The sequence below is a fragment of the Aminobacter sp. LjRoot7 genome, assembly GCF_964252895.1.
Lineage (GTDB): Bacteria > Pseudomonadota > Alphaproteobacteria > Rhizobiales > Rhizobiaceae > Aminobacter > Aminobacter aminovorans_B.
On the sequence record NZ_CAXUPX020000003.1, the window covers coordinates 74,393 to 95,222 of the forward strand.

Sequence of the window (20,830 nt, forward strand, 5' to 3'; positions counted from 1 at the left end):
TGCCTGCCTCCTCCGGAGTTCCTCCCATGACAATCGCATTACCTATCCGTCCCGCCGCCGACGCGCCCGCCTACTACAGCCCCTCGGCCAATGAATGCAGCTTGTTCGAACGCGCCTGGGCACGGCGCTTGCCGCTACTGCTCAAGGGGCCAACTGGCTGCGGGAAGACTCGTTTCGTCAGCCACATGGCGGCGAAGCTTGGGCTGCCACTCTCGACCGTATCCTGCCACGACGACCTGGCCGCGGCCGACCTCACCGGGCGCTACCTGTTGATGGGCGGCGATACCGTCTGGGTAGACGGGCCGCTCACCCGCGCAGTGCGCGAGGGCGGCATCTGCTATCTCGATGAGATCGTCGAGGCACGCAAGGATGTCGCCGTGGTGCTGCATCCCCTGACCGACGATCGCCGCATCCTGCCGCTGGAACGCACGGGTGAGCAATTGGTGGCTCCGGCGAGTTTCATGCTCGTCGTGTCCTACAATCCCGGATACCAGAACCTCCTGAAAAGCCTGAAGCCGAGCACTCGTCAGCGTTTTGTCGCCATCGAGTTCGATTTCCTGCCCAAGTCTGAAGAAATCGCCGTGGTGTCGGCCGAAAGCGGCCTCGCTGACGCCCAGGTGGCGCCGCTTGTCGAATTGGCCCGGCGCATTCGCGCGCTGAAAGGACATGACCTCGAGGAGGGCGCGTCGACCCGTCTGCTTGTCTATTGCGCCAGCCTGATCGACGCCGGCGTGCCAGTGCGCGAGGCAGTGCTTGCCGCGATGATCGAGCCGCTGACCGACGAGCCTGACGTCAAGACAGCCCTGACCGAACTGGCCGATTCCCTGATCCGCTGAGGCGCATGTCATGCTGGATTTCCTTGAGCTGGAGGAAACGGTCGGCCGCGCCTGGCACCGCCTGATCGGCCACGTCCAGACCTGGCCGCGCCACCCGGAACATGCGGTGAAGCTGGCTGCAGTGCAGCCTGTGCTGGCGATCTGCTTCCGTGGTTTCGGCGGCGAAGGGGCGGTCCAGGTCGCTACAGTTCGCGGCAAGACTTCTGGCCACCGCCTCGGTTGGTGGCAGCGCATGGGGCTCGGCGAGGAAAAGCTCGCCCAGCCAGCGCGCGACCGCTCGTCCCTTATGCTGCCTGCATCGATCGACCTGTTTCCGGACAGGGCACTCAACCGCGACCTCTATATCTGGCTGGCTGCCTATATGGCGGTGATGCCGCTGGACTCCATCGTGGAAACGGACCCCTTGCTGCGCGACCTTGCAGTGCTTCGGCGTGCGGAAGAGACGACGGCCAGAGTGGTGGCAGCTCTTCCGGGACTTGGACGGCGCTATAGCCGACTTGCGGCGGCAACGCTTGCTGCCCGCCAGCGCGGTCCGCTTCCCACGGTTGAAGCGCAGGTCGAAGGGCGCGTGACGGGCCTGCTGAGACATCAGGCAGGACTGCTCGACGATACGCTGCCCGTGATCTTTCCCCACCGTGCCCCGGCGGGTTACTTGCCGATGCTGCCCATACCGTTATGGCCCGACGCCTTGCTGCGCGCCGAGACCGCGCCGCGCCGTGGCGAAGACGAACCCGTCGCTGGCGGCCGCGAGGCTGATGGCGCCGAAACCGAACGAAAGGTCGCCGTCCGCGAAAACGCGGATGCACGGACCGACGAGCGCAGCCCATTCATCCTCAATCGCTTCGAGAAGATCCTTGCGATGGCCGAGATGGTCAATATTGACCGTCCGTCCGACGACAGCGACGACGACGCCAAGGCGGCCGAAGACCTTGACGACATGACGTTTGGCGAGCGGAAGGGCCGTCCGGCATCGCGCTTTCGCTTCGACCTCGATTTGCCGCCGGAAGCGCTGGACCGGACGCCGCTGACGGCGGAACGGACCTATCCGGAATGGGATTTCCGCTCGGGCACCTACCTACCCGACCATTGCCGGGTGCTGGCAGCACCTGCTTCGGCGCTAGGTAGCACAGCCGAGCCGGACATCGAAACGAGACGCCTCATTCGACGCGTGCGTCGCCAGTTTGAAGTGTTGCGGCCACGCCGCGAAGTGCTGCGCGCTCAACTCGACGGTGCCGACCTCGACCTCGATGCGGTGGTACGCGCCCGCACCGACCTGGCCGCCGGCGGGCAGGGCAGCGACCGCATCCATCTGATGAGCCGGCCGCAGGTGCACGACCTTGCCGTCACCATCCTCGTCGACGTTTCGCTGTCGACTGACGCCTGGTTCGACAACCGACGCGTGCTCGACGTCGAGAAGGAAGCCTTGCTGATCCTGGCCAACGGGCTCACCGCCTGTGGCGACAATCACTCGATCCTCACCTTTACGTCGCGCCGCCGAGACTGGGTCCGGATCGAGTCGGTGAAGGCTTTTGATGAGCCGATGGGGGCGACGGTAGAGGCTCGCATTGCGGCCTTGAAGCCGGGCTATTACACCCGCATCGGCGCGGCCATCAGGCACGCGAGCGCCGAGCTCGACAAGCAGCCCAACCGGAAGAAGCTGCTTCTGGTGCTGACCGACGGCAAGCCCAACGACATCGATCACTATGAGGGGCGGTTCGCACTTGAGGACAGCCGCCGCGCGGTGATGGAGGCGCGACGCATGGGGCTCGGCGTGTTCGGCGTGACGGTCGACCGCGAGGCGAAATCCTACGTTCCGGCGATGTTCGGCCAGAACGGTTATGCGCTGGTCTCTAACATCGGGCGGCTGCCGGCAGCGCTTCCCGCCATTTATCGCAGCCTTGCAGGCTAGGGGACAAGGCCGCGATACTGAAAGGCCCGGCGCTCCCACGCCGGGCCTTTTTGTTGGGTCCTCCAGTTGGATGACAGCGGTCGTCAGCCAACTGGATCGCGATGGCATGCCCCGCGGAGCCAGCTGTCCCGGCACAGTCGCTTGGTCAGGAAGCCTGGGAATTGCGCAGAATCGCCTGCGCCTTGTTCCATTTCCGGAGCCGCCTGCGGGCATTGTCATAGGGAGACGAAGTGTTGAACTGGATCATGCGCCCCATGGACCATTTCTCATACCAAACGCCTCCATAAAGCTGTTCGTCGCTGCGCGTTTCGATAAGGGCAACGATCTGGCGCTTGGCAGAATCCAGACGGTCAAGGAGCTGCTGATATGGAATGTCGTCATAGTCGCGATAGAATTTTTGCGCGAGCTTCCCAAGTTCGTTCCACTTGTAGCCCGAATCGGGAAAATCGATCGGTTGTCCGGCTGCGTCTTTGGCGAGCCATTTGAGCACAAGCTCGTTCCAGCCGACTAGATACGCTAACAGGTTGGACACGCTCATCAGCGACCCGGTCACGTGACCGTCGAGCGATCGCTGATCAACCAGGTCCTCCGGAACTGCGTTTAAATCGCCAATAAGATTGCCAAAATTGTGCTCAATAGCCTTGAGAAGCTCACCCTTGTTCTGCGGTACTGGCATCTCTCTCTCGGCTCTATCCGTTCTAATCGGTAGCAGCTTCAGGCTGCCTGGCTGTGCGTCCGCGTCGACTGGTCGATATATGCGTCGAAGGCCGCAGCGACTGCACGGATGACAAAACGATGTTCTTGACTGACGCGGAGCATGCTGCCCGTATAGTGAACCACAGCATCGTCGGCCAGATGCACCAGCCTTTCGTTGGTGGTAAGCAACGCTGACGCATCGAAACCGTGGGTTCGGCTGACCGCCGCGATGTCGACCTCGAAGTCGCACATCAACCGCTCTATGATCTCGGCTCTCACTTTGTCCTCGTGGGTAAGCCGATAGCCCTTGGCCGTAGCCAGCTTTCCGTCGGCTATATGCTGGGCATATAGTCCTGGCGCCACTTCGTTTTGAACATAGCCGTGCTTCATGCGGCCGATGGCAGAAGCGCCGAAGCCGATGAGCGTCTCGCAATTGTCCGTGGTATAGCCTTGGAAATTGCGCCTCAGATTGCCCGACTCCTGCGCCTGTACCAGGTCGTCTCCGGGCAGGGCGAAATGGTCGAGGCCGATTTGCCGATAGCCGGCGGCGACCAGCGTCGCGGCAATCGCTTCCGCCTGTTCGTTGCGCGCTGCCCCGTCGGGCAGGGCATTTTCGTCGATCATGCGCTGATGCTTCTTGAAGGAGGGGATATGCGCATAGCCGAAAACGGCGAAGCGGTCCGGCAGCATTTCAATTGCTGCATTGGCCGTATCGATGCAGGACTGCACCGTTTGATGGGGAAGCCCGTAGATCAGGTCGAAATTGATCCCCTCAACGCCGGCGCGCCGGAGGTTGTCAGTGGATTCCGCCGTTTCCTTCCGGGTCTGGATTCGGTTGATTGCCTTCTGCACCATCGGATCGAAGCTTTGTACGCCGAGACTGGCGCGGGTGACGCCTGCGTGCCCCAGCGTCTGTGCCATTTCGGGCGTCAGCCGACGCGGATCGATTTCGACAGCGATCCCGGTCGTGTCGGAGAAGGCGTAGCGCTCCCTCAAGAGCCCGATGAGTGCCAGGAATTCCGCGGGCGAGATGATGGTGGGCGTGCCACCGCCGAAATGCACCTCGCCGACTGGCAGGCGGTGCGGGATGCGTTCGGCAACCATTCGAATCTCGTCACGCAGCACGGCGAGGTAGTCGAGGATGGGGCGGTCCTGCCGGGTGATTGTCGTGTGACAGCCGCAATACCAGCACATCGATCGGCAGAACGGGATGTGCAGGTAGAGCGAGACGGGGTCCTTGCTGGGAAGCTGTTCGAGCCAGTCACCATAGGAGTCAACGCCGATCATTGGCGAGAAGCGGGGCGCGGTTGGATAGCTGGTGTAGCGGGGGAGGCGAGCCTCGCCGTACTTTTGCAGGATAGACTGGGACATCGGGCACCTATCGTTTCGCCGACTGTCTTACCCGCCTCGTCGATCTGCCATCGTTGTTCCAACGCAATAAGCGTCGCCTGGACTGCTGTTTCTTCCGGTTGTTTGCGCTTGGACAATCTGCGGCCGCGCATGCCGCATTAAGTTGCCCGCGCCTGTCGAGAATGGAACTGGGCCCCTCTCGGCATGGGTTTAGTTGGAAGGCCGCAGGACAAAGCTACATGGCAGTTGCAGACAACGATTCCATCCCCGTCATCGACGTTCGGGCCATCCCCCGTCCCGAGCGGCATCCCCGGATTTTTGGACAGATCGAATCCTTGGCCGAAGGCAGCTGTTTCGTGCTCATGAACGATCATGACCCGCGTCCGCTGCACTATCAGCTGGAGGTGAGATATCCCGGACTTTTCGATTGGGAATATCTGGAGCAGGGCCCAGAAACCTGGCGCGTCCAAATCGGACGACGCGTTCAGTCGGGCTGCGGGTGCTGCTGCGGCGACGACTGACAGATTGCGGTGCGGGCGCGCAATTGGCCCCGCACCGCTCCACTGCCTACTGCACCGAGACCAGTTCTTCCAGACTACGGCCATTGGGACAAAACTCAGCATAGGTCGCCGCGAACGACGAGTCCTTCAGGCGGGCACTGCAGCGCCGCCGCTCCGGGCAGAGCATGCACGTCCTGCGCATGTCCTGGTTCCATTCCGGGTGGCGGGCCTCGAACTTGTCGTAATCCACACCCACTGACCTGAACGCCTCCGGCAGTAGAATACGTGAAGCAAAGGCATACCGCATTGCGGTTGAGAAATCTGTGGTTGTCAGGCCGACCTCGAGAAGCAATCTGCTGCGCTCGCGTTGATCTAGACCTTCCACTTCGCGCAAGTCCCTTCGACGCTCCCGCCAATCCTGGTAGCGCTCAACGGCCGAACTCCAGATCGCATACGCTTTAACAATCGGAACAGTCATGGAAGCCTTCTCCTCCTTGGGTCACCATGGCAACTCGAATTGCCGTTCCTAGCGCGTCCCAGACATCCTTTCCTTGTGATGAAACAAACACTCATGATTCCGGTCGGCGAAGGCACAAGGGGAAGCATCGCCTATCTGGTCCAGCGCCAGACTTCTCGAAGCCACCAGCGGGCGACGAGGAATCGGATCCTGCTGGAGCGCCGCGTGGTCCTAGGGAGTTTCAAGACCGCCTGTGAGGAGGCGTTCAACATCTAAATTGCTCGCGAGATGTCTGAATGGGCAGGCTGGACAAGATGGATCTCCTTTTTTCCCATCCTACGGGAACAGCCTCCAAGCTCTTTGATGCAGCGCAAGGAAACGCACATCGAATCCTGATGCGGTGGCGACGACAAATGGGAAATCACCATGGGCTTGACGTACGATGTCCGGAAGTTGCCAGCTGCTCTGAAAAAGGCAGCAGTCTTGTCGGCCTTCGACGGGCTGTATCCCGGCCAATCGTGTGTGGTCATCTGCGATTTCGACACTTCCCGGCTCGAAAGTCAGTTCAAGGCTTTCTTCGACGACGAGCATAGTTGGGTGTGCTTACAGTCCGGGCCACCCCATTGGCATATTCAGATCGGTAAACGCGCCACCGATACGCAGCGCAGCTGACCCTTGTTTTTCGGCAGCCAGCCATTTCGTCCCTTTTTCGCCGTCGCTTCGCTGGATGCGCTTTTCGGAGCCGCGATTTGGACCCCCGCGTTGTCATGGGCACAGCCTTGGCTTGCGGGCCCGTCGGCCGGCGACTGGCATCGCCAAGCTCTGCTGTACGGCACGTTTCCTGCCATGCTCGCGGGCTTCCTCTTGACTGCCCTTCCGCGTTGGACTGGGAAGGCAGGGCCGCGGAACGCGGTGACGAAATTCCTTCTGGCGCTGTGGTTCGCCGCGCGCGGATCTTACGTCCTTGGGCCGCACGGCACCGGGCCAGCTATCGCGGCAGTTTTCCTGTCTGCGCTCACCCTGACGACGGCGGGGTATGTTATCTCCTCGAGGGATCGTCGGAACTACAAGATAGTCCTGCTGCTGTTCGGCTTCTCTGCCAGCGCAGCCATGACCGCGGCATCATATCCAGTTGATCTCACGCTGCGTCTGTCGCTCGCGACGATGACAGGTCTGCTGATGGTCGTGGGCGGTCGGGTCATTCCTGCGTTGACCGCCGCGTATCTCTGCAATTCCGGTGCTCCGTCAGTGCCTGCTCCCTTGGCTGTGATGGAGAAGGGATCGGCGGCAGCTGCGGTATTGGCGCTGTCTTTTTGGATCGAAATGCCCGACGCGCAAGTCACCGCCGTCGCCTGCGCGGCATGTGCCTCGCTCCAGCTAGCGCGGGCGACGCAATGGCGAGGCTGGCAGGTTCGTTTGCCCGCAGCGGTCGCGGCGCTCCATGTGGGATACTGCTGGATCGGGCTGGGCTTCGCCTTGCTGGCCCTGCACATATTGGTGCCGTTGCATGTCAGCACGGCGGCCGCGGTGCATGCCTGGACCGTAGGGGCGTTCGGAACGATGTCGCTGGCCATCATGGGGAGCATGATCCGGAAGCACAGCGGACTCGCTTTCGCCCGGTCAATTCGCGCCACGGTAGCCTACGCGGCGATGACGGGCGCGGCGGTCGCTCGCGTCGGGGGCGAACTCATCGCCAGCCAAGGTTCAGTCCTCCTGGTGTTGTCAGGCGGGCTTTGGCTCGTTGCGTTTCTGCTATTTATCGCAGCGTTCCATCAGCCATTACTCGTCCGCGGATGCCCACCGGGCCGCTAGACGCTGCTTCGTCAAGTTCCTGTGGAACTCTTGGGGGGCTTGACCGTGAACCAGTTTGGCATTGGTTGCCGCGAACGTCCCATTCGACCCCCTGCATCGATCGCATCCTCAAGATCCTGGGTATAGTAGGCTGTCTCTTCGCTACCTCCGGAATAGTTGAGGCGGATTCGTCCGTCCCGCTTGCTCATGAGTATCCCCATGGCGCGAAGGCGTTCCTGGGCTTCGCGATAGTTCATGATTGCCCCCTATGTCTTGCCTGCCCCCAAAATGCGCAGCAATGATCACGCGGCGACGGTGCCTTGAGCGTTGCTGACTGCGGAAAGATCGAGAATTGTCCTGAGCACGTCCCCGTTGTGAACTAGATCGGCGAGAGAGTAGCTGTCGAAGACAGAAAGATAGGCTCCAACCGCTGCGCGAACGACGTTTCGCAACTTGCACTCGGGTGTCAGCACGCAGCCTTCGCCGTCCGCCATGCACGCGACCACAGGGAAGCCGTCTCCCATGGCGCGAACCACAGTGCCGACATTGATTTCGGTGGGCGCGAGCGCCAGGCGAACGCCGCCGGATCGGCCGCGCGCGGTCGACACCAGCCCCAATCTCCGGAGGTTTAGGGTGACTTTAAGCAAGTGGTTGCGCGAAATGCCGTAGCTTTCAGCAATGTCGTTTACCGTGCTGGTCCGGTCGGAATGCACGGCCAGGTAAATCAGCATCCGTAGCGCGTAGTCAGTATGAAGTGTCATGCGCATGGTGTGGTTGCTCTTTCGTCCGCTGTCCCATCTGGGAACGTGGGCAGGAAGTCGCGTATGCCTGCCTTCCGGCAGCAGTATGGTCACACTTCACCGCGCCCGCAGACGCGCCTCCGCAGCTACGGTTGTTCCGCGACGGCTGGGCTTGGTCGAGGACGGTTGAGTCCACCCTAATGCAGCGCCTTCTAAAGCCCTCATAATGGTATTGCGAATACCACTTTTATGGCTAGTCTGGTGCGATGACAAGAAAGGGCCGTGTGGGAGCACGCAGTCGTGATCGGCAGTTACGTTCCAGACATAAAGACGATCTAAAGATCTTCGGAGAGGTACCAAGGATGTCGGACACGCTCGACGTCTAGGGAGAGGTTTCATGGCTCAAAACACACCCGATGAAGCGCTCGTGCCCGATATGCGGCGCAAGCGACGCAATGAGCTTTTCGCCTTTCTTGTTTTGGCCTTTGGAATCTGGCCCGTTGTGGCCGTCGGCGTGGTTGGCGGCTACGGATTTCTCGTCTGGATGTTTCAGATTATCTTTGGCCCACCCGGGCCGCATGGCGGCTGAGGTGCACAAATGAGCGCCGCCGACATCACCAGACGTTCGTTTCTCGCCGGACGGAAGTCGTCTCCTCCTGAAATTATGGCTCGTCCGCCAGGGGTGGTGGAGCTTGCCCTATGCACGGGGTGCGGAGCATGCGTCGATGCCTGTCCGACGACCATCATTTCGCTCGCAGGAAACGTTCCGTTTCTGGATTTCGCCAGCGGTGAATGCACCTTCTGCGGAAGGTGCGCTGCAGCCTGCCCTGAACCCGTGTTCGGCAGCGAAGTTCCCCGGCGGTTTGCTCATGTCGTCTCGATCGGGTCGTCGTGTTTTGCGAGCAATGGCATCGCGTGCCAATCTTGCAGGGACGCATGCCCGGAAGAAGCCATCCGGTTTCAGCCCCGCGTCGGCGGCCCGTTCCTGCCTGTCCTGAATGAAACCGCTTGCAGCGGCTGCGGAGGATGTATCGGCGTCTGCCCCGCCGGGGCAATCACGATCTCGGAACGAAGCAAGGGGCAAGTCCATGCCTGAACTGCGCATGCGCCATATCTCCAGCGCGGTCGTGACTACGCTTCCCCATAAGGCGGACAGCGTTGCTGTCCTGCTTGCGGCAATGGAAGGGGTCGAGGTCAGGGCCAGGCACCAAGGTAAAATTGTCGTCGTGATTGAAGGCGACAGTACCGGAGCAATGGGCGACTGCCTGACGCGGATGGCGTTGCTCGACGGGGTGGTCGCGGCGAACATGGTTTTTGAACACATTGAAGAAGCGGAGGTCACGGGACAATGACGACCGAACTGACACGGCGCGAGGTTCTGAAGGCCCATGCGGCTGGCATCGCGGCTGCCGCAGCCGGAATCTCCTTGCCGGCTGCCGCGCAGCCGGTCCCCGGTGGAGTGAGTGCCCTCGAGATCAAATGGTCGAAAGCGCCATGCCGATTCTGCGGCACCGGGTGCGGGGTCATGGTCGGAGTCAAGGAAGGCCAGGTCGTTGCCACGCATGGCGACATGCAGGCGGAGGTCAACCGTGGCCTGAACTGCGTGAAAGGATATTTCCTTTCCAAGATCATGTACGGGGCCGACAGGCTGACCACGCCGCTGCTTCGCAAGCGGAACGGGGTCTTCGACAAGGAGGGGGAATTCGAGCCAGTCTCCTGGGATGAAGCCTTCGACGTGATGGCCGAGAAGTGCAAGCAGGTGCTGAAGGAGAAGGGGCCTACCGCCGTAGGGATGTTCGGCTCCGGCCAGTGGACGATCTTCGAAGGATATGCAGCGACCAAGCTGATGCGAGCAGGGTTCCGCTCCAACAACCTCGACCCCAATGCGCGGCATTGCATGGCGTCAGCAGCCTACGGATTTATGCGGACGTTCGGCATGGACGAGCCGATGGGCTGCTACGATGACTTCGAGGCCGCCGACGCCTTCGTGCTGTGGGGTTCGAACATGGCCGAGATGCATCCGATCCTGTGGACGCGCCTGGCGGACCGCAGGCTTGGGCATCCGCATGTGAAGGTTGCAGTTCTGTCGACCTTCACCCACCGCAGCATGGATCTGGCCGACATTCCGGTGATCTTCAAGCCAGGGACCGATCTGGCGATCCTCAATTACATCGCGAACCACATCATCGTGACGGGGCGGGTCAACGAGGCGTTCGTGCGCGAACACACGACCTTCATGAAGGGCGCCACGGACATCGGGTACGGTCTCAGGCCTGAACACCCGCTGGAAATCGCGGCGACGGGCGCGGCCGATGCGGGCAAGATGGAGCCGATCGGCTTCGACGAGTTCAAGGCTTTCGTGGCGGAATACACGCTGGAAAAGACTGTCGAACTGACTGGCGTTGAACGCGAGTTTTTGGAGGAACTTGCCGAGCTTTACGCGGATCCGGCCCGGAAAGTCATGTCGCTCTGGACGATGGGGTTCAATCAGCACGTCCGCGGCGTGTGGGCCAACCAGATGGTCTACAACATCCACCTGTTGACGGGCAAAATCTCGGAGCCGGGCAACAGCCCGTTTTCGCTGACTGGCCAGCCATCGGCGTGCGGAACCGCCCGCGAGGTCGGGACCTTCGCGCATCGCCTGCCCGCCGACATGGTGGTTACCAATCCCGGGCATCGGGCGCATGCCGAGGAAATATGGAAGCTGCCGCACGGTCTGCTGCCCGACAAACCCGGATACCACGCCGTGCAGCAGGACCGGATGCTCAAGGACGGCAAGCTCAATTTTTACTGGGTGCAGGTTAACAACAACGTCCAGGCGGGGCCAAACAACAGCCAGGAGACCTATCCCGGCTACCGCAATCCCGACAACTTCATCGTCGTGTCGGATGTCTACCCGACCGTGACCGCCTTGAGCGCGGACCTGATCCTGCCTGCTGCCATGTGGGTGGAGAAGGAAGGCGCGTACGGCAATGCCGAGCGCCGAACCCACGTCTGGCACCAATTGGTGCAGGCAAAGGGGGAGGCCCGCTCCGACCTCTGGCAGCTGGTGGAGTTCTCGAAGCGTTTCACGACGGACGAGGTCTGGACTGCGGAGATCCTCGACGCTAACCCGGAATATCGCGGCAAGACGCTCTTCGACGTCCTGTTCCGCAACGGCAATGTCGACAAGTTCCCGGCAGCCGAAATCAACCCTGAATACGAAAACGCCGAGGCCAAGGACTTCGGCTTCTACCTGCAGAAGGGCCTGTTTGAGGAGTACGCCGCGTTCGGCAGAGGCCACGGTCACGACCTGGCGCCCTACGATCGCTACCACGAAGAGCGAGGCCTGCGTTGGCCCGTGGTGGACGGCAAAGAAACGAAGTGGCGGTACCGCGAGGGCTACGACCCTTATGTCAAGCCGGGCGAGGGGGTACGGTTCTACGGCCGTCCGGACGGCAAGGCGGTCATCCTGGCCGTGCCGTACGAGCCGCCAGCGGAATCGCCTGACGACGAATTCGACCTGTGGCTTGTGACTGGCCGCGTTCTCGAGCACTGGCATTCGGGCTCGATGACCATGCGCGTGCCAGAGCTATTCAGAGCGTTCCCCGGGGCGCGGTGTTTCATGAACGCCGACGATGCGCGAAAGCGCGGCCTCAACCAGGGCGCCGAGATTCGCATCATCTCGCGCCGGGGCGAAATCCGGTCGCGGCTGGAAACGCGAGGTCGCAACCGCATGCCCAGCGGGGTGATCTTCGTGCCGTGGTTCGACGCTAGCCAGCTGATCAATAAGGTTACGCTCGACGCTACCGATCCCATCTCCAAACAGACGGATTTCAAGAAATGCGCGGTCAAGATCGTATCGGCCGCTTGATCAAGCGGCATAAGCTGGCGGCGGCGCTCGCTGCCGTCGTTCTCCTCACAGGGACTGCGGCGATCGCTCAGATGGCCTCGGAACTGACGGGAGCGACTCCGCCAATGGAGTCGCTGCCCGCCGATCCCCTACCCAAGTGGATCGTTGACGACATCCGCAAGATGCGGGCTTATCCTGACCAACCTCCGGTCATCCCGCATTCGATCGAAGGCTATCAGCTCTCGGTCAACACCAACCGCTGCCTGTCGTGCCACAAGCGCGAATTCACCCAAGGTTCGGGCGCGCCAATGATCAGCGTCACCCACTACCTGACGCGCGAAGGCCAGATGATCGCCGACGTGTCGCCGCGGCGTTACTTCTGCACGGCGTGCCACGTGCCGCAGGCGGACGTAAAGCCATTGGTGGAAAACCTGTTCAAGGACATGAGCGAGATGGGCGTCGAACCCGCCGGGAGCGAGTAAACGATGCAATGGATCAAGAAACTCGTTCTCTGGGCGTGGGGCATCCTCACCACGCCGGCGGCAACGCTCGGACTGGGCTTTCTTACCCTCGGAGGCTTCGTTGGCGGCGTCATTTTTTGGGGTGCCTTCAACACGGCGCTTGAGGTAACCAACACAGAGCAGTTCTGCACGTCATGCCACGAGATGAAGAACAACGTGTACGAAGAGCTGACGCGCACGGTGCACTTCTCCAACCGTTCCGGCGTGCGCGCCTCCTGTCCGGACTGCCATGTGCCTCACAAATGGACTGACAAGATCGCACGCAAAATGCAGGCCTCCAAGGAGGTGTGGGGCAAGATATTCGGGACCATCGACACCAGGCGCAAGTTCCTGGACATGCGTCTCGAGCTCGCCCAGCATGAGTGGGCGCGGCTGAAGTCCAACGACAGTCTTGAATGCCGCAACTGCCATTCTTCCGTGGCAATGGACCTGTCGAAACAAACCACGCGCGCGGCCGAAATCCACACCCGTTACCTCCTTTCAGGCGAGGCGACGTGCATCGACTGCCACAAAGGCATCGCTCACGAGCTTCCGAACATGGAAGGCGTCGACCCGGGCTGGAAGGTGCCGCCCGAGCTGGAGGGACAACAGCTGCCGCAATCCACGGCGATCGATGAACTTGAACGCCTTATGACGAGCTATCACCCGGCTTCGCATAGCTTCGCGAAGTGACGACCAGACCCTGGCGTAACGTGATTTCGGTCGAAATTGTCGCACCCTATGGTTGCGGCGGCGATGATTGCGCCAGAACAAAGAGCAGGATCGGGACCAGTCATATCGTTCTCCTTGTCGAAACGACATTCACAAGGAGATTAAAATGTTCACGCGACGCGAAGCCCTCATCGGAGCAGTCGTAGCGGCTGCCGCGGCGGCCGCGATACCTGCCTTTGCGGCCCAGGCACAGACCGCGGACATCGCGGCCCTTCCTCGCCAGAAGGTATCGCTCGTTGCACCGCCCTTCGTCCATGAACACGACCAGGTGGCCAACGGCGGCCCAAAGGTCGTCGAGTTCACGATGAAGATCGAAGAAAAGCCGATCGTGATCGATGACGAAGGCACCACGCTCAGGGGCATGACGTTCAACGGCTCGATCCCCGGACCGATGATGGTCGTGCACGAGGGCGACTACCTGGAACTCACTCTGGTCAATCCGGAGACGAACGAAATGCCCCACAACATCGACTTCCATGCCGCGACGGGCGCGCTTGGCGGCGGGGCGCTTACGCACGTCAATCCAGGCGAGCAGGTAACGCTGCGGTTCAAGGCCACGCGCACCGGGACGTTCGTCTACCACTGCGCGCCGGAAGGCATGATCCCGTGGCACGTGGTTTCGGGCATGAGCGGGACCGTGATGGTCCTGCCGCGTGAAGGACTGAAGAATGAAAAGGGCGAGCCCGTTCGCTACGACAAGATCTTCTACGTCGGAGAGAACGAGTTCTACATTCCGCGGGACGAGAACGGCAAATACAAGAAGTATGAGTCCCTCGGCGAAAGCTATGACGACACGCTCAAGGTCATGCGCGGCCTGATCCCGACCCACGTGGTCTTCAACGGCAAGGTCGGCTCCCTCACGGGCAAGAACGCCATGACGGCGAAGGTCGGCGAAACCGTCATGATCGTCCACTCGCAGGCCAATCGCGATACCCGGCCGCACTTGATCGGCGGGCATGGGGACTATGTCTGGGAAGAAGGCAAGTTTGCCAACCCTCCGGCAAAGGACCTTGAGACCTGGTTCATCCGTGGCGGATCCGCAGGTGCTGCGCTGTATACTTTCCTTCAGCCCGGCGTCTACGCGTACGTGAATCACAATCTCATCGAAGCTGTCGAACTGGGTGCGACTGCTCACTTCACTGTCGAAGGCGAGTGGAACGACGACCTGATGAAACAGGTCGACGCGCCCAGACCGATCCCGATGAACTGACAACAGGACCTGAACAATGGAAGCGAGCGCGAACCCGTCGGATTGCCCCCGGCGGGTCGCGTTTCGTTGAAGGCCACCACCATGCCAGTCAATACGCTAACATTAATCGGCAGCGCTGCTGCCATCATGACGGCCGGAGCCGTTGCCCTGCTGAATTGGACTGACGGTCCGAAACATAGCCAAGCTCGCACTCCGGCAGCGATCACCGTCGCGGCCGCGCCTGGACTCTTCTCGCACGCCGAGCCTGGCGAATTTCTGATGAACGAGCGCCCTGTTCCAGCACCGCGAAAGCGGGTCGCCATCAGTCAGCCACTAGAAATCATGAAGTATCAAGTGAGCCTGGACGAGTACGAGCGCTGTGTCAGCCTCGGCGCCTGCGAGGCAGCCGATGCTGAAGGAAGCGGCGACGTTCCGGTCACTGGAGTGAGCTACCTCGACGCCGAGGCATATGCTCGCTGGTATTCCGAGGCGACCGGAGAGACATGGCGGTTGCCAACTGATGAGGAATGGGCGCATGCCGCCAGCGAACGGTTTCGGAGCGACATCGAACCGTTGGAACAAGACGCGCAGAATCCCGCTCGCGCCTGGCTGTCGAGCTACCAGCGGGAGGTGGACTTGGAGCGGAAAGCAGACCCTGTGCCGAGGAGCCGCGGCTCTTTTGGGGTGAACTCCAAGGGCGTGGCAGACATCGCGGGCAACGTCTGGGAATGGACGTCGACATGTTATGCTCGTGTCACCATGGCCGCAGACGGCAGGGCCGCCGAAACGTCTATTGAGAATTGCGGTGTTCATGTCGTCGAGGGATTCCACCGGACATACATGTCGAACTTCATCCGTGATGGAAAGAGCGGTGGATGTGCTGTCGGCTTGCCGCCCGACAATCTGGGCTTCCGGCTGGTGCGGGAACGGCCTGCTGCCATGACCATAGCCGATTTCCAGGCGCAGATCCGGAGGCTACGGCGCGAAATGTTCGGCGCCTGACTTCCCATGCCGAACACGTGATCCGGCGCACGCAGGGTGGTTCATTGACAATGCAGCCAGTCAGTTTTTCTATACTCCGGCGGGATTTGGGGGTTTTGGCGTTGGGGGCGTGCTTCCTCAAAGAGAGCGAGCAATACACGAGAGTGGAACTTGTGCATCGGCTACTTGAGAATATGGGAGAGACCGCCGAGGCTGCCCGTCAGACCTTCGAGTCTGAGCACGGCTGGAATGGCATTCTTGGAGGCTATGCAGCGGAGGTGCAACGAAAAGCGGCCTGAACTATCCCGTGGAATGGTTAGCCGATACATGATCGGCCACTGCCGTCAGCCTTTCCCGCATTACCAGCGCCGTAATCGCCCCTGAAAGAAAAGTGAGCGCTGCAATCGACCCTATGGCCCAAGGAAGTCCGAAGGTATCGGCGATAAGTCCGGCCGACAGCGCTCCGATGGCGTACCCCAAATCACGCCAGAAGCGGTACACGCTCAGTGACCTGGCGCGCCACGAAGGGTGTGAGGCATCCGAAACAGCCGCAATCAGGCTGGGGTAGACCATTGCCGTTCCCAAGCCGAGCAACAGGCTTGCCACCAGCCACCAGCCGAAGTCCCTGGTGAGAGCTGTCATCATGAGTGCCACTGCCTGCACCCACATTCCAGCAATGATCAGACCCTTCCGCCCCCAACGGTCGCTAAGCGGTCCAGTCAGCACTTGAAACAGTCCCCACACCCCAGGGTACACGGCCTTCAGGATGCCTATCTTCTCCACGCCGAGTCCGTTGGCGGCGAAAAAGAGCGGAAAGATGCCCCAACTCATACCATCATTGAGGTTGTTGACGAGCCCCGCCTGCGAGGCCGCAAAGAGATTGCGGTCGCGGAAGGTCGTCAGGGCGAACACTTCCCGAAAGCTGAGAGGGGATTCTTCCTTTGGATGGTTCGCCATTTCCAGTTGGACATGGGGGCGGGTGTCGCGCACCAGCAGAACCGACAAGGCCAACCCGAGAACCGCGTACACCACGCCAACATAGATCGGAATTGGTCGTAGACCATATCGCCCCGCGAGGTACCCGGAGAGGAATGCGGTCAGGCCAACCGCGAAGTAGCCTGCGAACTCATTGAGGCCGACGGCGAGGCCGCGACCCTTGGGACCGACGAGGTCGACCTTCATTATCACGGTCATCGACCAAGCCAGTCCCTGGCTGACTCCCAGCAATGCATTGGCGGCGATAATCCAGCTCCAACTGGGTGCCCAAAGGATCATGAAGGGCACCGGAAGGCCAAAGAGCCAGCCGAGGATGAGCACGCGCTTGCGCCCCCATCTGTCAGCGAGTTGGCCGGAGAGTAGATTAGCGAAGGCTTTTACCACGCCGAAGCTGACAATGAATGAGACGACTAATGTCGTCGAGGCAATGCCAAATACTTCGGAACCTATGAGTGGCACCACAGTGCGCTCAATGCCCACCATGCCGCCGACAAAGGCATTGATCACCACAAGCAGGGCAAACTGCCGCCAGTTTTGCTTGAGCCCGAGGGCGATCCGCGGAGATGAATGGATCACTGCGCAATCCCGGAGTTCGCAGCCCGCGTCTGAGTGGCGTTGGGCGGAGGTGGGGGGATTTCGACCGTCATTGCCGCTATGAATGCATCCTCGTCCTCAACACGATGCGTCTTATAGCACATCTAGATGTTGAACTCCTCGGATCGCCTAGCTCTTTCGGCTACCTGTCATAAGCTCGAAGCGAGGCGTAGCATTAGTCCTGTTCACCTCAGGGATTTGGGGGGCCAGATGGGCGTGGTGCGGTTTCGTACCAGAGACGCAATCGGGAACCTTTTAGGCTCAGTTGCGGTTGCGACAGCCCTCGTTCTGGCGATCAATCACGACCAGGCGCAAGCCCACGGAGCCGACACCGGTTGGACCTATCCTCCGGCATGCTGCGGGGGTGACCCCATTGAGGGAGATTGCCAGCGAATACCCTACGCTGCGGTCAAGACAAGGCTGAACGGCTTCGTTGTGACCCTCTACCCTGGCGATCATTGCCAGATTACACGAAGGCAGACGTTTCTGATCCCATATGGAAACGAAATTGCGTCGGGAGAACGCGATTATCACATCTGCCTTCATCCCACCAAGAGAGACGCAAACTGCTTCTTCGCACCTCCAGACGGTGCCTGACAATGAGCGCGAACCTCGCTGCCCCGCTGGGAGCGATGCTTGCTGCATCGGCGCTTTATACACCGCAGGCAAATGCTGCTGACGTTGATGCGGCGATTGTGTTCGCGGTCGACGTCTCGGCATCCATCGATCCCGCCACCGCCAACCTGCAACGCCAAGGCCATGCCGCAGCAATCTCTTCGCCCGAGGTCGTCGCAGCCATTACCCGCAACAGCACCGGTTGCATCGCAGTAACCTATGTCGAATGGGCAAGTTCTGGGCATGCGCGTTCGGTGGTGCCGTGGACAAGTGTCTGTGGCCTTAAGGATGCGCAAGCCGTGGCGTCGATCATCCTGAAGGAAGGCGATAGAGGCCTCGGATGTGAACAGACGTGCGCGACCTCCATTTCCTTCGCCATCGATCTCGGCTGTATGCTGCTCGACAGTTACGTTGGATCAGCCGCCAGCAAGGTCATCGATATCTCGGCCAATGGCACCAACAATGACGGCTTGCCCGTTGCAGTGAGCCGACGGCGGGCGATTGCCAAGGGTTACACAATCAACGCAATCGCCATTCCCGAGATGATACGCAGCGTTGTTTACGATCTCACCGAATATTTCGACAACAATGTCATTGGTGGTCCGAGAGCATTTGTCATCGCGCCATCCACGACAACCGACTACGCGGCAGCGCTCCGCCGAAAACTCGTTGCTGAGATCAGTCTGTCGATCCGGCCACCCAGCAAGGAAATGGTCGTCGTCCGAGAGTAACGTCCCGGTCGCGGATCACTCCTCGCACCTCTTCTTTCGAATTCTTGTGGATGAAATTTCCGGCATTCGGTAGCAAAACCACCAGTTCTTACCCTATCCGATCCGTGTACCTGCGGCCGATAAACCATCAAGGATTCGCTCGGAAGCTCGACCAAGGAGAGAACGCTCTCGCCAGATGGAACGAGCTCCAGGCCGATTTCATCGATCTGCTGATCGACCGGAACCACCGTTCAGGGCGCTTCATGGAGGAGTACTACTTTAGCCAGTGTCTGAAGCGGGTGCTCCATTTCAGTGACGACACCCGCGTCACGCTGCTGTAGCGGAACCTCTGCACCTGTTACGTTAGTTTGGGTTGCAACAAAGCCTTCCCGAAGAGCGCTGCGAATCCCAGGAACGCGACCGACCATGCCGCTCCTGCGATCTCGATCAGATGGAGTTCCGGGAGAAAGACGGCCGCAATGCGCAAACCTGCAGCCGCGATGATGGCCGCAAACAGGAAAGCTGCTCCGTGTCCTGCCTTTAGCGGCCGCCCGGTGTGACCCAGCGTGGCGCGTACCATGACGGAAAGTGTCATGGCGCCGATGGCTCCGCCGCCAAGGGCATGTATCCCCGCTGCGACAGGCAGGCTCTCGGGAAGCACGATAGAAGCCGCCAGGAGAGTGAAACCCACCGGAATGAATCCATAGGCGAGGTGGAGGACCAGGACCAGTGGATCCTTGATGGTCCGGTCACCGGCCCATCGCGCCAGGCGTACCGACTGCAAAGCGGCCGCCATCCCTAGCGCAACGGCCGTAACTACGCTGGTTGGAGCGAAGCACCATGCGGCGAGCGCAAGCGCGCCGACTGCAAGAGAGACCACGTCGAAGCGATTGAAAGGCACGGGAAGGCGTCCCGGATTCTGCCGGACAAGCCAGTTCCGCGTAAAGCTCGGTATGATCCTTCCGCCGATGATCATGACCAGCAGCACCGCGGCGCTCATGCCAAGCCGTCGGCTCGTGTCGGAAAGGCCGAGATAATGAGCTTCAAGGTGGAAACATACGTTTGCTGCCAGAAGCATAGCCAGCGGCAGCAGCACTTTCAGATTGCGCCAGTTTCGGCCCGCAACGATTTCAATGGTGGCCGCCAGAGCCACTGCGCCAAGGAATGCCGCGTCCACCATCGCCGCCACTTGCCAGCCAATGGCAGACGAGAAAAACACCGCGAGGCGGCCTGCGATCCAGATCACCACGAGACCCAAGAGGGGAAATCCCTGAACGGGCAGGCGGCCCGTCCAGTTCGGAATGGCAGTGAGCAGGAAACCAGTGACGATCGCCGCCAGATAGCCGAACAGCATCTCATGAACATGCCAGTCCAGTGGCGCCAGAAGGCTGTAGGTCTCAAGGTGGCCAGCATAAAGCGGGAGCCAGAACAGGATCGAGAGTCCCGCGTACAACGACCCGAGCAGAAAGAATGGCCTGAACCCGTACGACAGTATTGCTGGTCCTTTGTAGGACCGTAGTCTTGGAATTCCCATTCTTGCGACTTTCAAAAAAAGAACCGGGCGGTCAAGAAATGTCCGCCCGGTCGGCCTCAGCGAGGGTAATTGAGGCCAGGAGGAGAGCGTAATTACTTGGCGGCTACCGCCTGGCCGAAGAGTTCGGCGAACGCTGCCTTGGCCTTCCCGGTCTGCTTGACGGCCTTGGCCGCATCGGCGTTGACTGGCTGGCCGACAACCACGAGGGCGACCATGCCCATGCCGTAGTGGGGAGTGCACTTCACCCCGTAGACGCCTTCCTTGTCGAGGGTCACCGTGATCTCCTCGTTCATCTTACTTTTGAAATCGGCGGCGCCTTCAGGGATCATGCCCTTGATGGACTCGGCGTTGTGCGACTTATCGGTCGGCACGAACTTCACTGTGTCGCCAGGCGCTGCCTGAACGAAGTTCGGCTGAAAGACCATTGCGCCCTTTTCGCCCTTGTTGAGCATTTGGACCACGTGTTCCGCAGCATTGGCGCCGCCAGCGAATACGAAGAGCGAAACGGCAGTCGTGAGGTGGAGGAGGAATTTCATCATGTGCCTTTCTAGCGATCTATGGCTGCGTCAGCAGTTGCCTCTCACTACTCCGATTGCCGTCGAGGGAATTTGCGATTGCGCAAATTCGGCAAGAAAACCTTGGAAGTGGCGCGACTTCGGGATGGCTAACTACCGAAGACGGTTGAAGTTCGATGTTTGTGGGAGGTTTGGCCCCTCGGAGAAGGAATTCGCGGATGGTAGTTCGCACGACACGAACCGTCTTTCCCCCAGAGGGTAACGGGCAAGACTCCCGCAAGACGATTGACACAGATCAATCTATTTTTTCTTCTTGGGGTACACAGTGCCGTATGCACGATAGCCACAAAACC

The 20,830-nt window shown here is 60.5% G+C and carries 23 protein-coding genes; 15 read left to right on the forward strand and 8 right to left on the reverse strand.

Annotated elements, in window-relative coordinates; genetic code table 11:
• The first annotated feature begins 26 nt into the window (after nucleotides 1-26).
• Together ACSQ3E_RS09840 and ACSQ3E_RS09845 are read left to right on the forward strand one after the other, a co-directional pair.
• Nucleotides 27-836, forward strand: a complete 810-nt coding sequence (locus ACSQ3E_RS09840; RefSeq protein ID WP_436122571.1) for a CbbQ/NirQ/NorQ/GpvN family protein — start codon at nucleotides 27-29, stop codon at nucleotides 834-836.
• Between the two features lie 10 nt (nucleotides 837-846).
• Nucleotides 847-2,745: a nitric oxide reductase activation protein NorD gene (locus ACSQ3E_RS09845; RefSeq protein ID WP_436122572.1), complete on the forward strand. Its 1,899-nt coding sequence runs from the start codon at nucleotides 847-849 to the stop codon at nucleotides 2,743-2,745.
• Between the two features lie 145 nt (nucleotides 2,746-2,890).
• On the opposite strand, the gene ACSQ3E_RS09850 is transcribed toward ACSQ3E_RS09845, so the two are convergent.
• Nucleotides 2,891-3,421, reverse strand: a complete 531-nt coding sequence (locus ACSQ3E_RS09850) for a ClbS/DfsB family four-helix bundle protein (RefSeq protein WP_067964996.1) — start codon at nucleotides 3,419-3,421, stop codon at nucleotides 2,891-2,893.
• A gap of 38 nt (nucleotides 3,422-3,459) precedes the next feature.
• Nucleotides 3,460-4,812, reverse strand: coding sequence for an oxygen-independent coproporphyrinogen III oxidase (gene hemN / locus ACSQ3E_RS09855; protein WP_436122573.1), 1,353 nt, complete (start codon nucleotides 4,810-4,812; stop codon nucleotides 3,460-3,462).
• 218 nt (nucleotides 4,813-5,030) lie between these two features.
• Here hemN and ACSQ3E_RS09860 point away from each other — a divergent pair, with 218 nt between their 5' ends.
• A complete protein-coding gene (locus tag ACSQ3E_RS09860; RefSeq protein ID WP_067964992.1) occupies nucleotides 5,031-5,312 on the forward strand; it encodes a DUF2249 domain-containing protein in 282 nt (93 codons plus the stop codon).
• A 46-nt stretch (nucleotides 5,313-5,358) separates the two neighbouring features.
• Here ACSQ3E_RS09860 and ACSQ3E_RS09865 read toward each other — a convergent pair whose 3' ends face one another.
• The gene (locus ACSQ3E_RS09865; protein ID WP_436122574.1) at nucleotides 5,359-5,769 is read right to left on the reverse strand and encodes a hypothetical protein; all 411 of its coding nucleotides are present in this window, start codon (nucleotides 5,767-5,769) and stop codon (nucleotides 5,359-5,361) included.
• 405 nt (nucleotides 5,770-6,174) lie between these two features.
• Here ACSQ3E_RS09865 and ACSQ3E_RS09870 point away from each other — a divergent pair, with 405 nt between their 5' ends.
• The gene (locus ACSQ3E_RS09870; protein WP_067964988.1) at nucleotides 6,175-6,420 is read left to right on the forward strand and encodes a DUF2249 domain-containing protein; all 246 of its coding nucleotides are present in this window, start codon (nucleotides 6,175-6,177) and stop codon (nucleotides 6,418-6,420) included.
• A gap of 3 nt (nucleotides 6,421-6,423) precedes the next feature.
• Nucleotides 6,424-7,560, forward strand: coding sequence for an NnrS family protein (locus ACSQ3E_RS09875; protein WP_436122575.1), 1,137 nt, complete (start codon nucleotides 6,424-6,426; stop codon nucleotides 7,558-7,560).
• Between the two features lie 11 nt (nucleotides 7,561-7,571).
• On the opposite strand, the gene ACSQ3E_RS09880 is transcribed toward ACSQ3E_RS09875, so the two are convergent.
• Together ACSQ3E_RS09880 and ACSQ3E_RS09885 are read right to left on the reverse strand one after the other, a co-directional pair.
• Nucleotides 7,572-7,796 (reverse strand): hypothetical protein, encoded by a 225-nt coding sequence (locus ACSQ3E_RS09880; RefSeq protein ID WP_182575674.1) that lies wholly within the window; start codon nucleotides 7,794-7,796, stop codon nucleotides 7,572-7,574.
• A 45-nt stretch (nucleotides 7,797-7,841) separates the two neighbouring features.
• On the reverse strand, nucleotides 7,842-8,306 hold the full coding sequence (locus tag ACSQ3E_RS09885; RefSeq protein ID WP_067964985.1) for an RrF2 family transcriptional regulator: 465 nt from the start codon (nucleotides 8,304-8,306) through the stop codon (nucleotides 7,842-7,844).
• A gap of 409 nt (nucleotides 8,307-8,715) precedes the next feature.
• Here ACSQ3E_RS09885 and napE point away from each other — a divergent pair, with 409 nt between their 5' ends.
• From napE to ACSQ3E_RS09925, 8 genes are all read left to right on the forward strand, one after another.
• Nucleotides 8,716-8,868 carry a periplasmic nitrate reductase, NapE protein gene (gene napE, locus ACSQ3E_RS09890; RefSeq protein WP_154386989.1) on the forward strand — a complete coding sequence of 51 codons (153 nt, stop codon included), beginning with the start codon at nucleotides 8,716-8,718 and terminating at the stop codon, nucleotides 8,866-8,868.
• Between the two features lie 9 nt (nucleotides 8,869-8,877).
• The gene (locus ACSQ3E_RS09895; RefSeq protein ID WP_436122576.1) at nucleotides 8,878-9,375 is read left to right on the forward strand and encodes a ferredoxin-type protein NapF; all 498 of its coding nucleotides are present in this window, start codon (nucleotides 8,878-8,880) and stop codon (nucleotides 9,373-9,375) included.
• Complete coding sequence (locus ACSQ3E_RS09900; protein ID WP_436122577.1) at nucleotides 9,368-9,631, forward strand: chaperone NapD; 264 nt, start codon at nucleotides 9,368-9,370, stop codon at nucleotides 9,629-9,631. The genes ACSQ3E_RS09895 and ACSQ3E_RS09900 overlap by 8 nt, the downstream gene beginning before the upstream one ends.
• On the forward strand, nucleotides 9,628-12,132 hold the full coding sequence (napA, locus tag ACSQ3E_RS09905) for a periplasmic nitrate reductase subunit alpha (RefSeq protein WP_436122578.1): 2,505 nt from the start codon (nucleotides 9,628-9,630) through the stop codon (nucleotides 12,130-12,132). The genes ACSQ3E_RS09900 and napA overlap by 4 nt, the downstream gene beginning before the upstream one ends.
• A complete protein-coding gene (locus ACSQ3E_RS09910) occupies nucleotides 12,102-12,593 on the forward strand; it encodes a nitrate reductase cytochrome c-type subunit (RefSeq protein ID WP_436122579.1) in 492 nt (163 codons plus the stop codon). Before napA ends, ACSQ3E_RS09910 begins: the two co-directional genes overlap by 31 nt.
• A gap of 3 nt (nucleotides 12,594-12,596) precedes the next feature.
• Nucleotides 12,597-13,304, forward strand: a complete 708-nt coding sequence (locus tag ACSQ3E_RS09915) for a NapC/NirT family cytochrome c (RefSeq protein ID WP_067964973.1) — start codon at nucleotides 12,597-12,599, stop codon at nucleotides 13,302-13,304.
• Between the two features lie 145 nt (nucleotides 13,305-13,449).
• Entirely contained in the window at nucleotides 13,450-14,553 is a 1,104-nt protein-coding gene (gene nirK, locus ACSQ3E_RS09920) for a copper-containing nitrite reductase (RefSeq protein WP_067964971.1), read from the forward strand.
• A gap of 66 nt (nucleotides 14,554-14,619) precedes the next feature.
• Nucleotides 14,620-15,534: a formylglycine-generating enzyme family protein gene (locus tag ACSQ3E_RS09925; RefSeq protein ID WP_436122580.1), complete on the forward strand. Its 915-nt coding sequence runs from the start codon at nucleotides 14,620-14,622 to the stop codon at nucleotides 15,532-15,534.
• 279 nt (nucleotides 15,535-15,813) lie between these two features.
• Here the strand turns inward: ACSQ3E_RS09925 and ACSQ3E_RS09930 are convergent, their stop codons facing one another.
• The gene (locus ACSQ3E_RS09930) at nucleotides 15,814-17,085 is read right to left on the reverse strand and encodes an MFS transporter (RefSeq protein ID WP_436122581.1); all 1,272 of its coding nucleotides are present in this window, start codon (nucleotides 17,083-17,085) and stop codon (nucleotides 15,814-15,816) included.
• A 617-nt stretch (nucleotides 17,086-17,702) separates the two neighbouring features.
• On the opposite strand from ACSQ3E_RS09930, the gene ACSQ3E_RS09935 reads away from it, so the two are divergent.
• The gene (locus tag ACSQ3E_RS09935; RefSeq protein ID WP_436122582.1) at nucleotides 17,703-18,449 is read left to right on the forward strand and encodes a DUF1194 domain-containing protein; all 747 of its coding nucleotides are present in this window, start codon (nucleotides 17,703-17,705) and stop codon (nucleotides 18,447-18,449) included.
• A 50-nt stretch (nucleotides 18,450-18,499) separates the two neighbouring features.
• Nucleotides 18,500-18,769, forward strand: a complete 270-nt coding sequence (locus tag ACSQ3E_RS09940; protein ID WP_436122583.1) for a hypothetical protein — start codon at nucleotides 18,500-18,502, stop codon at nucleotides 18,767-18,769.
• Between the two features lie 17 nt (nucleotides 18,770-18,786).
• On the opposite strand, the gene ACSQ3E_RS09945 is transcribed toward ACSQ3E_RS09940, so the two are convergent.
• Both ACSQ3E_RS09945 and ACSQ3E_RS09950 read right to left on the reverse strand, forming a co-directional pair.
• Complete coding sequence (locus tag ACSQ3E_RS09945) at nucleotides 18,787-19,962, reverse strand: NnrS family protein (RefSeq protein ID WP_436122584.1); 1,176 nt, start codon at nucleotides 19,960-19,962, stop codon at nucleotides 18,787-18,789.
• A gap of 92 nt (nucleotides 19,963-20,054) precedes the next feature.
• Nucleotides 20,055-20,498 carry a pseudoazurin gene (locus tag ACSQ3E_RS09950; protein ID WP_067967011.1) on the reverse strand — a complete coding sequence of 148 codons (444 nt, stop codon included), beginning with the start codon at nucleotides 20,496-20,498 and terminating at the stop codon, nucleotides 20,055-20,057.
• Nucleotides 20,499-20,830 lie beyond the last annotated feature (332 nt).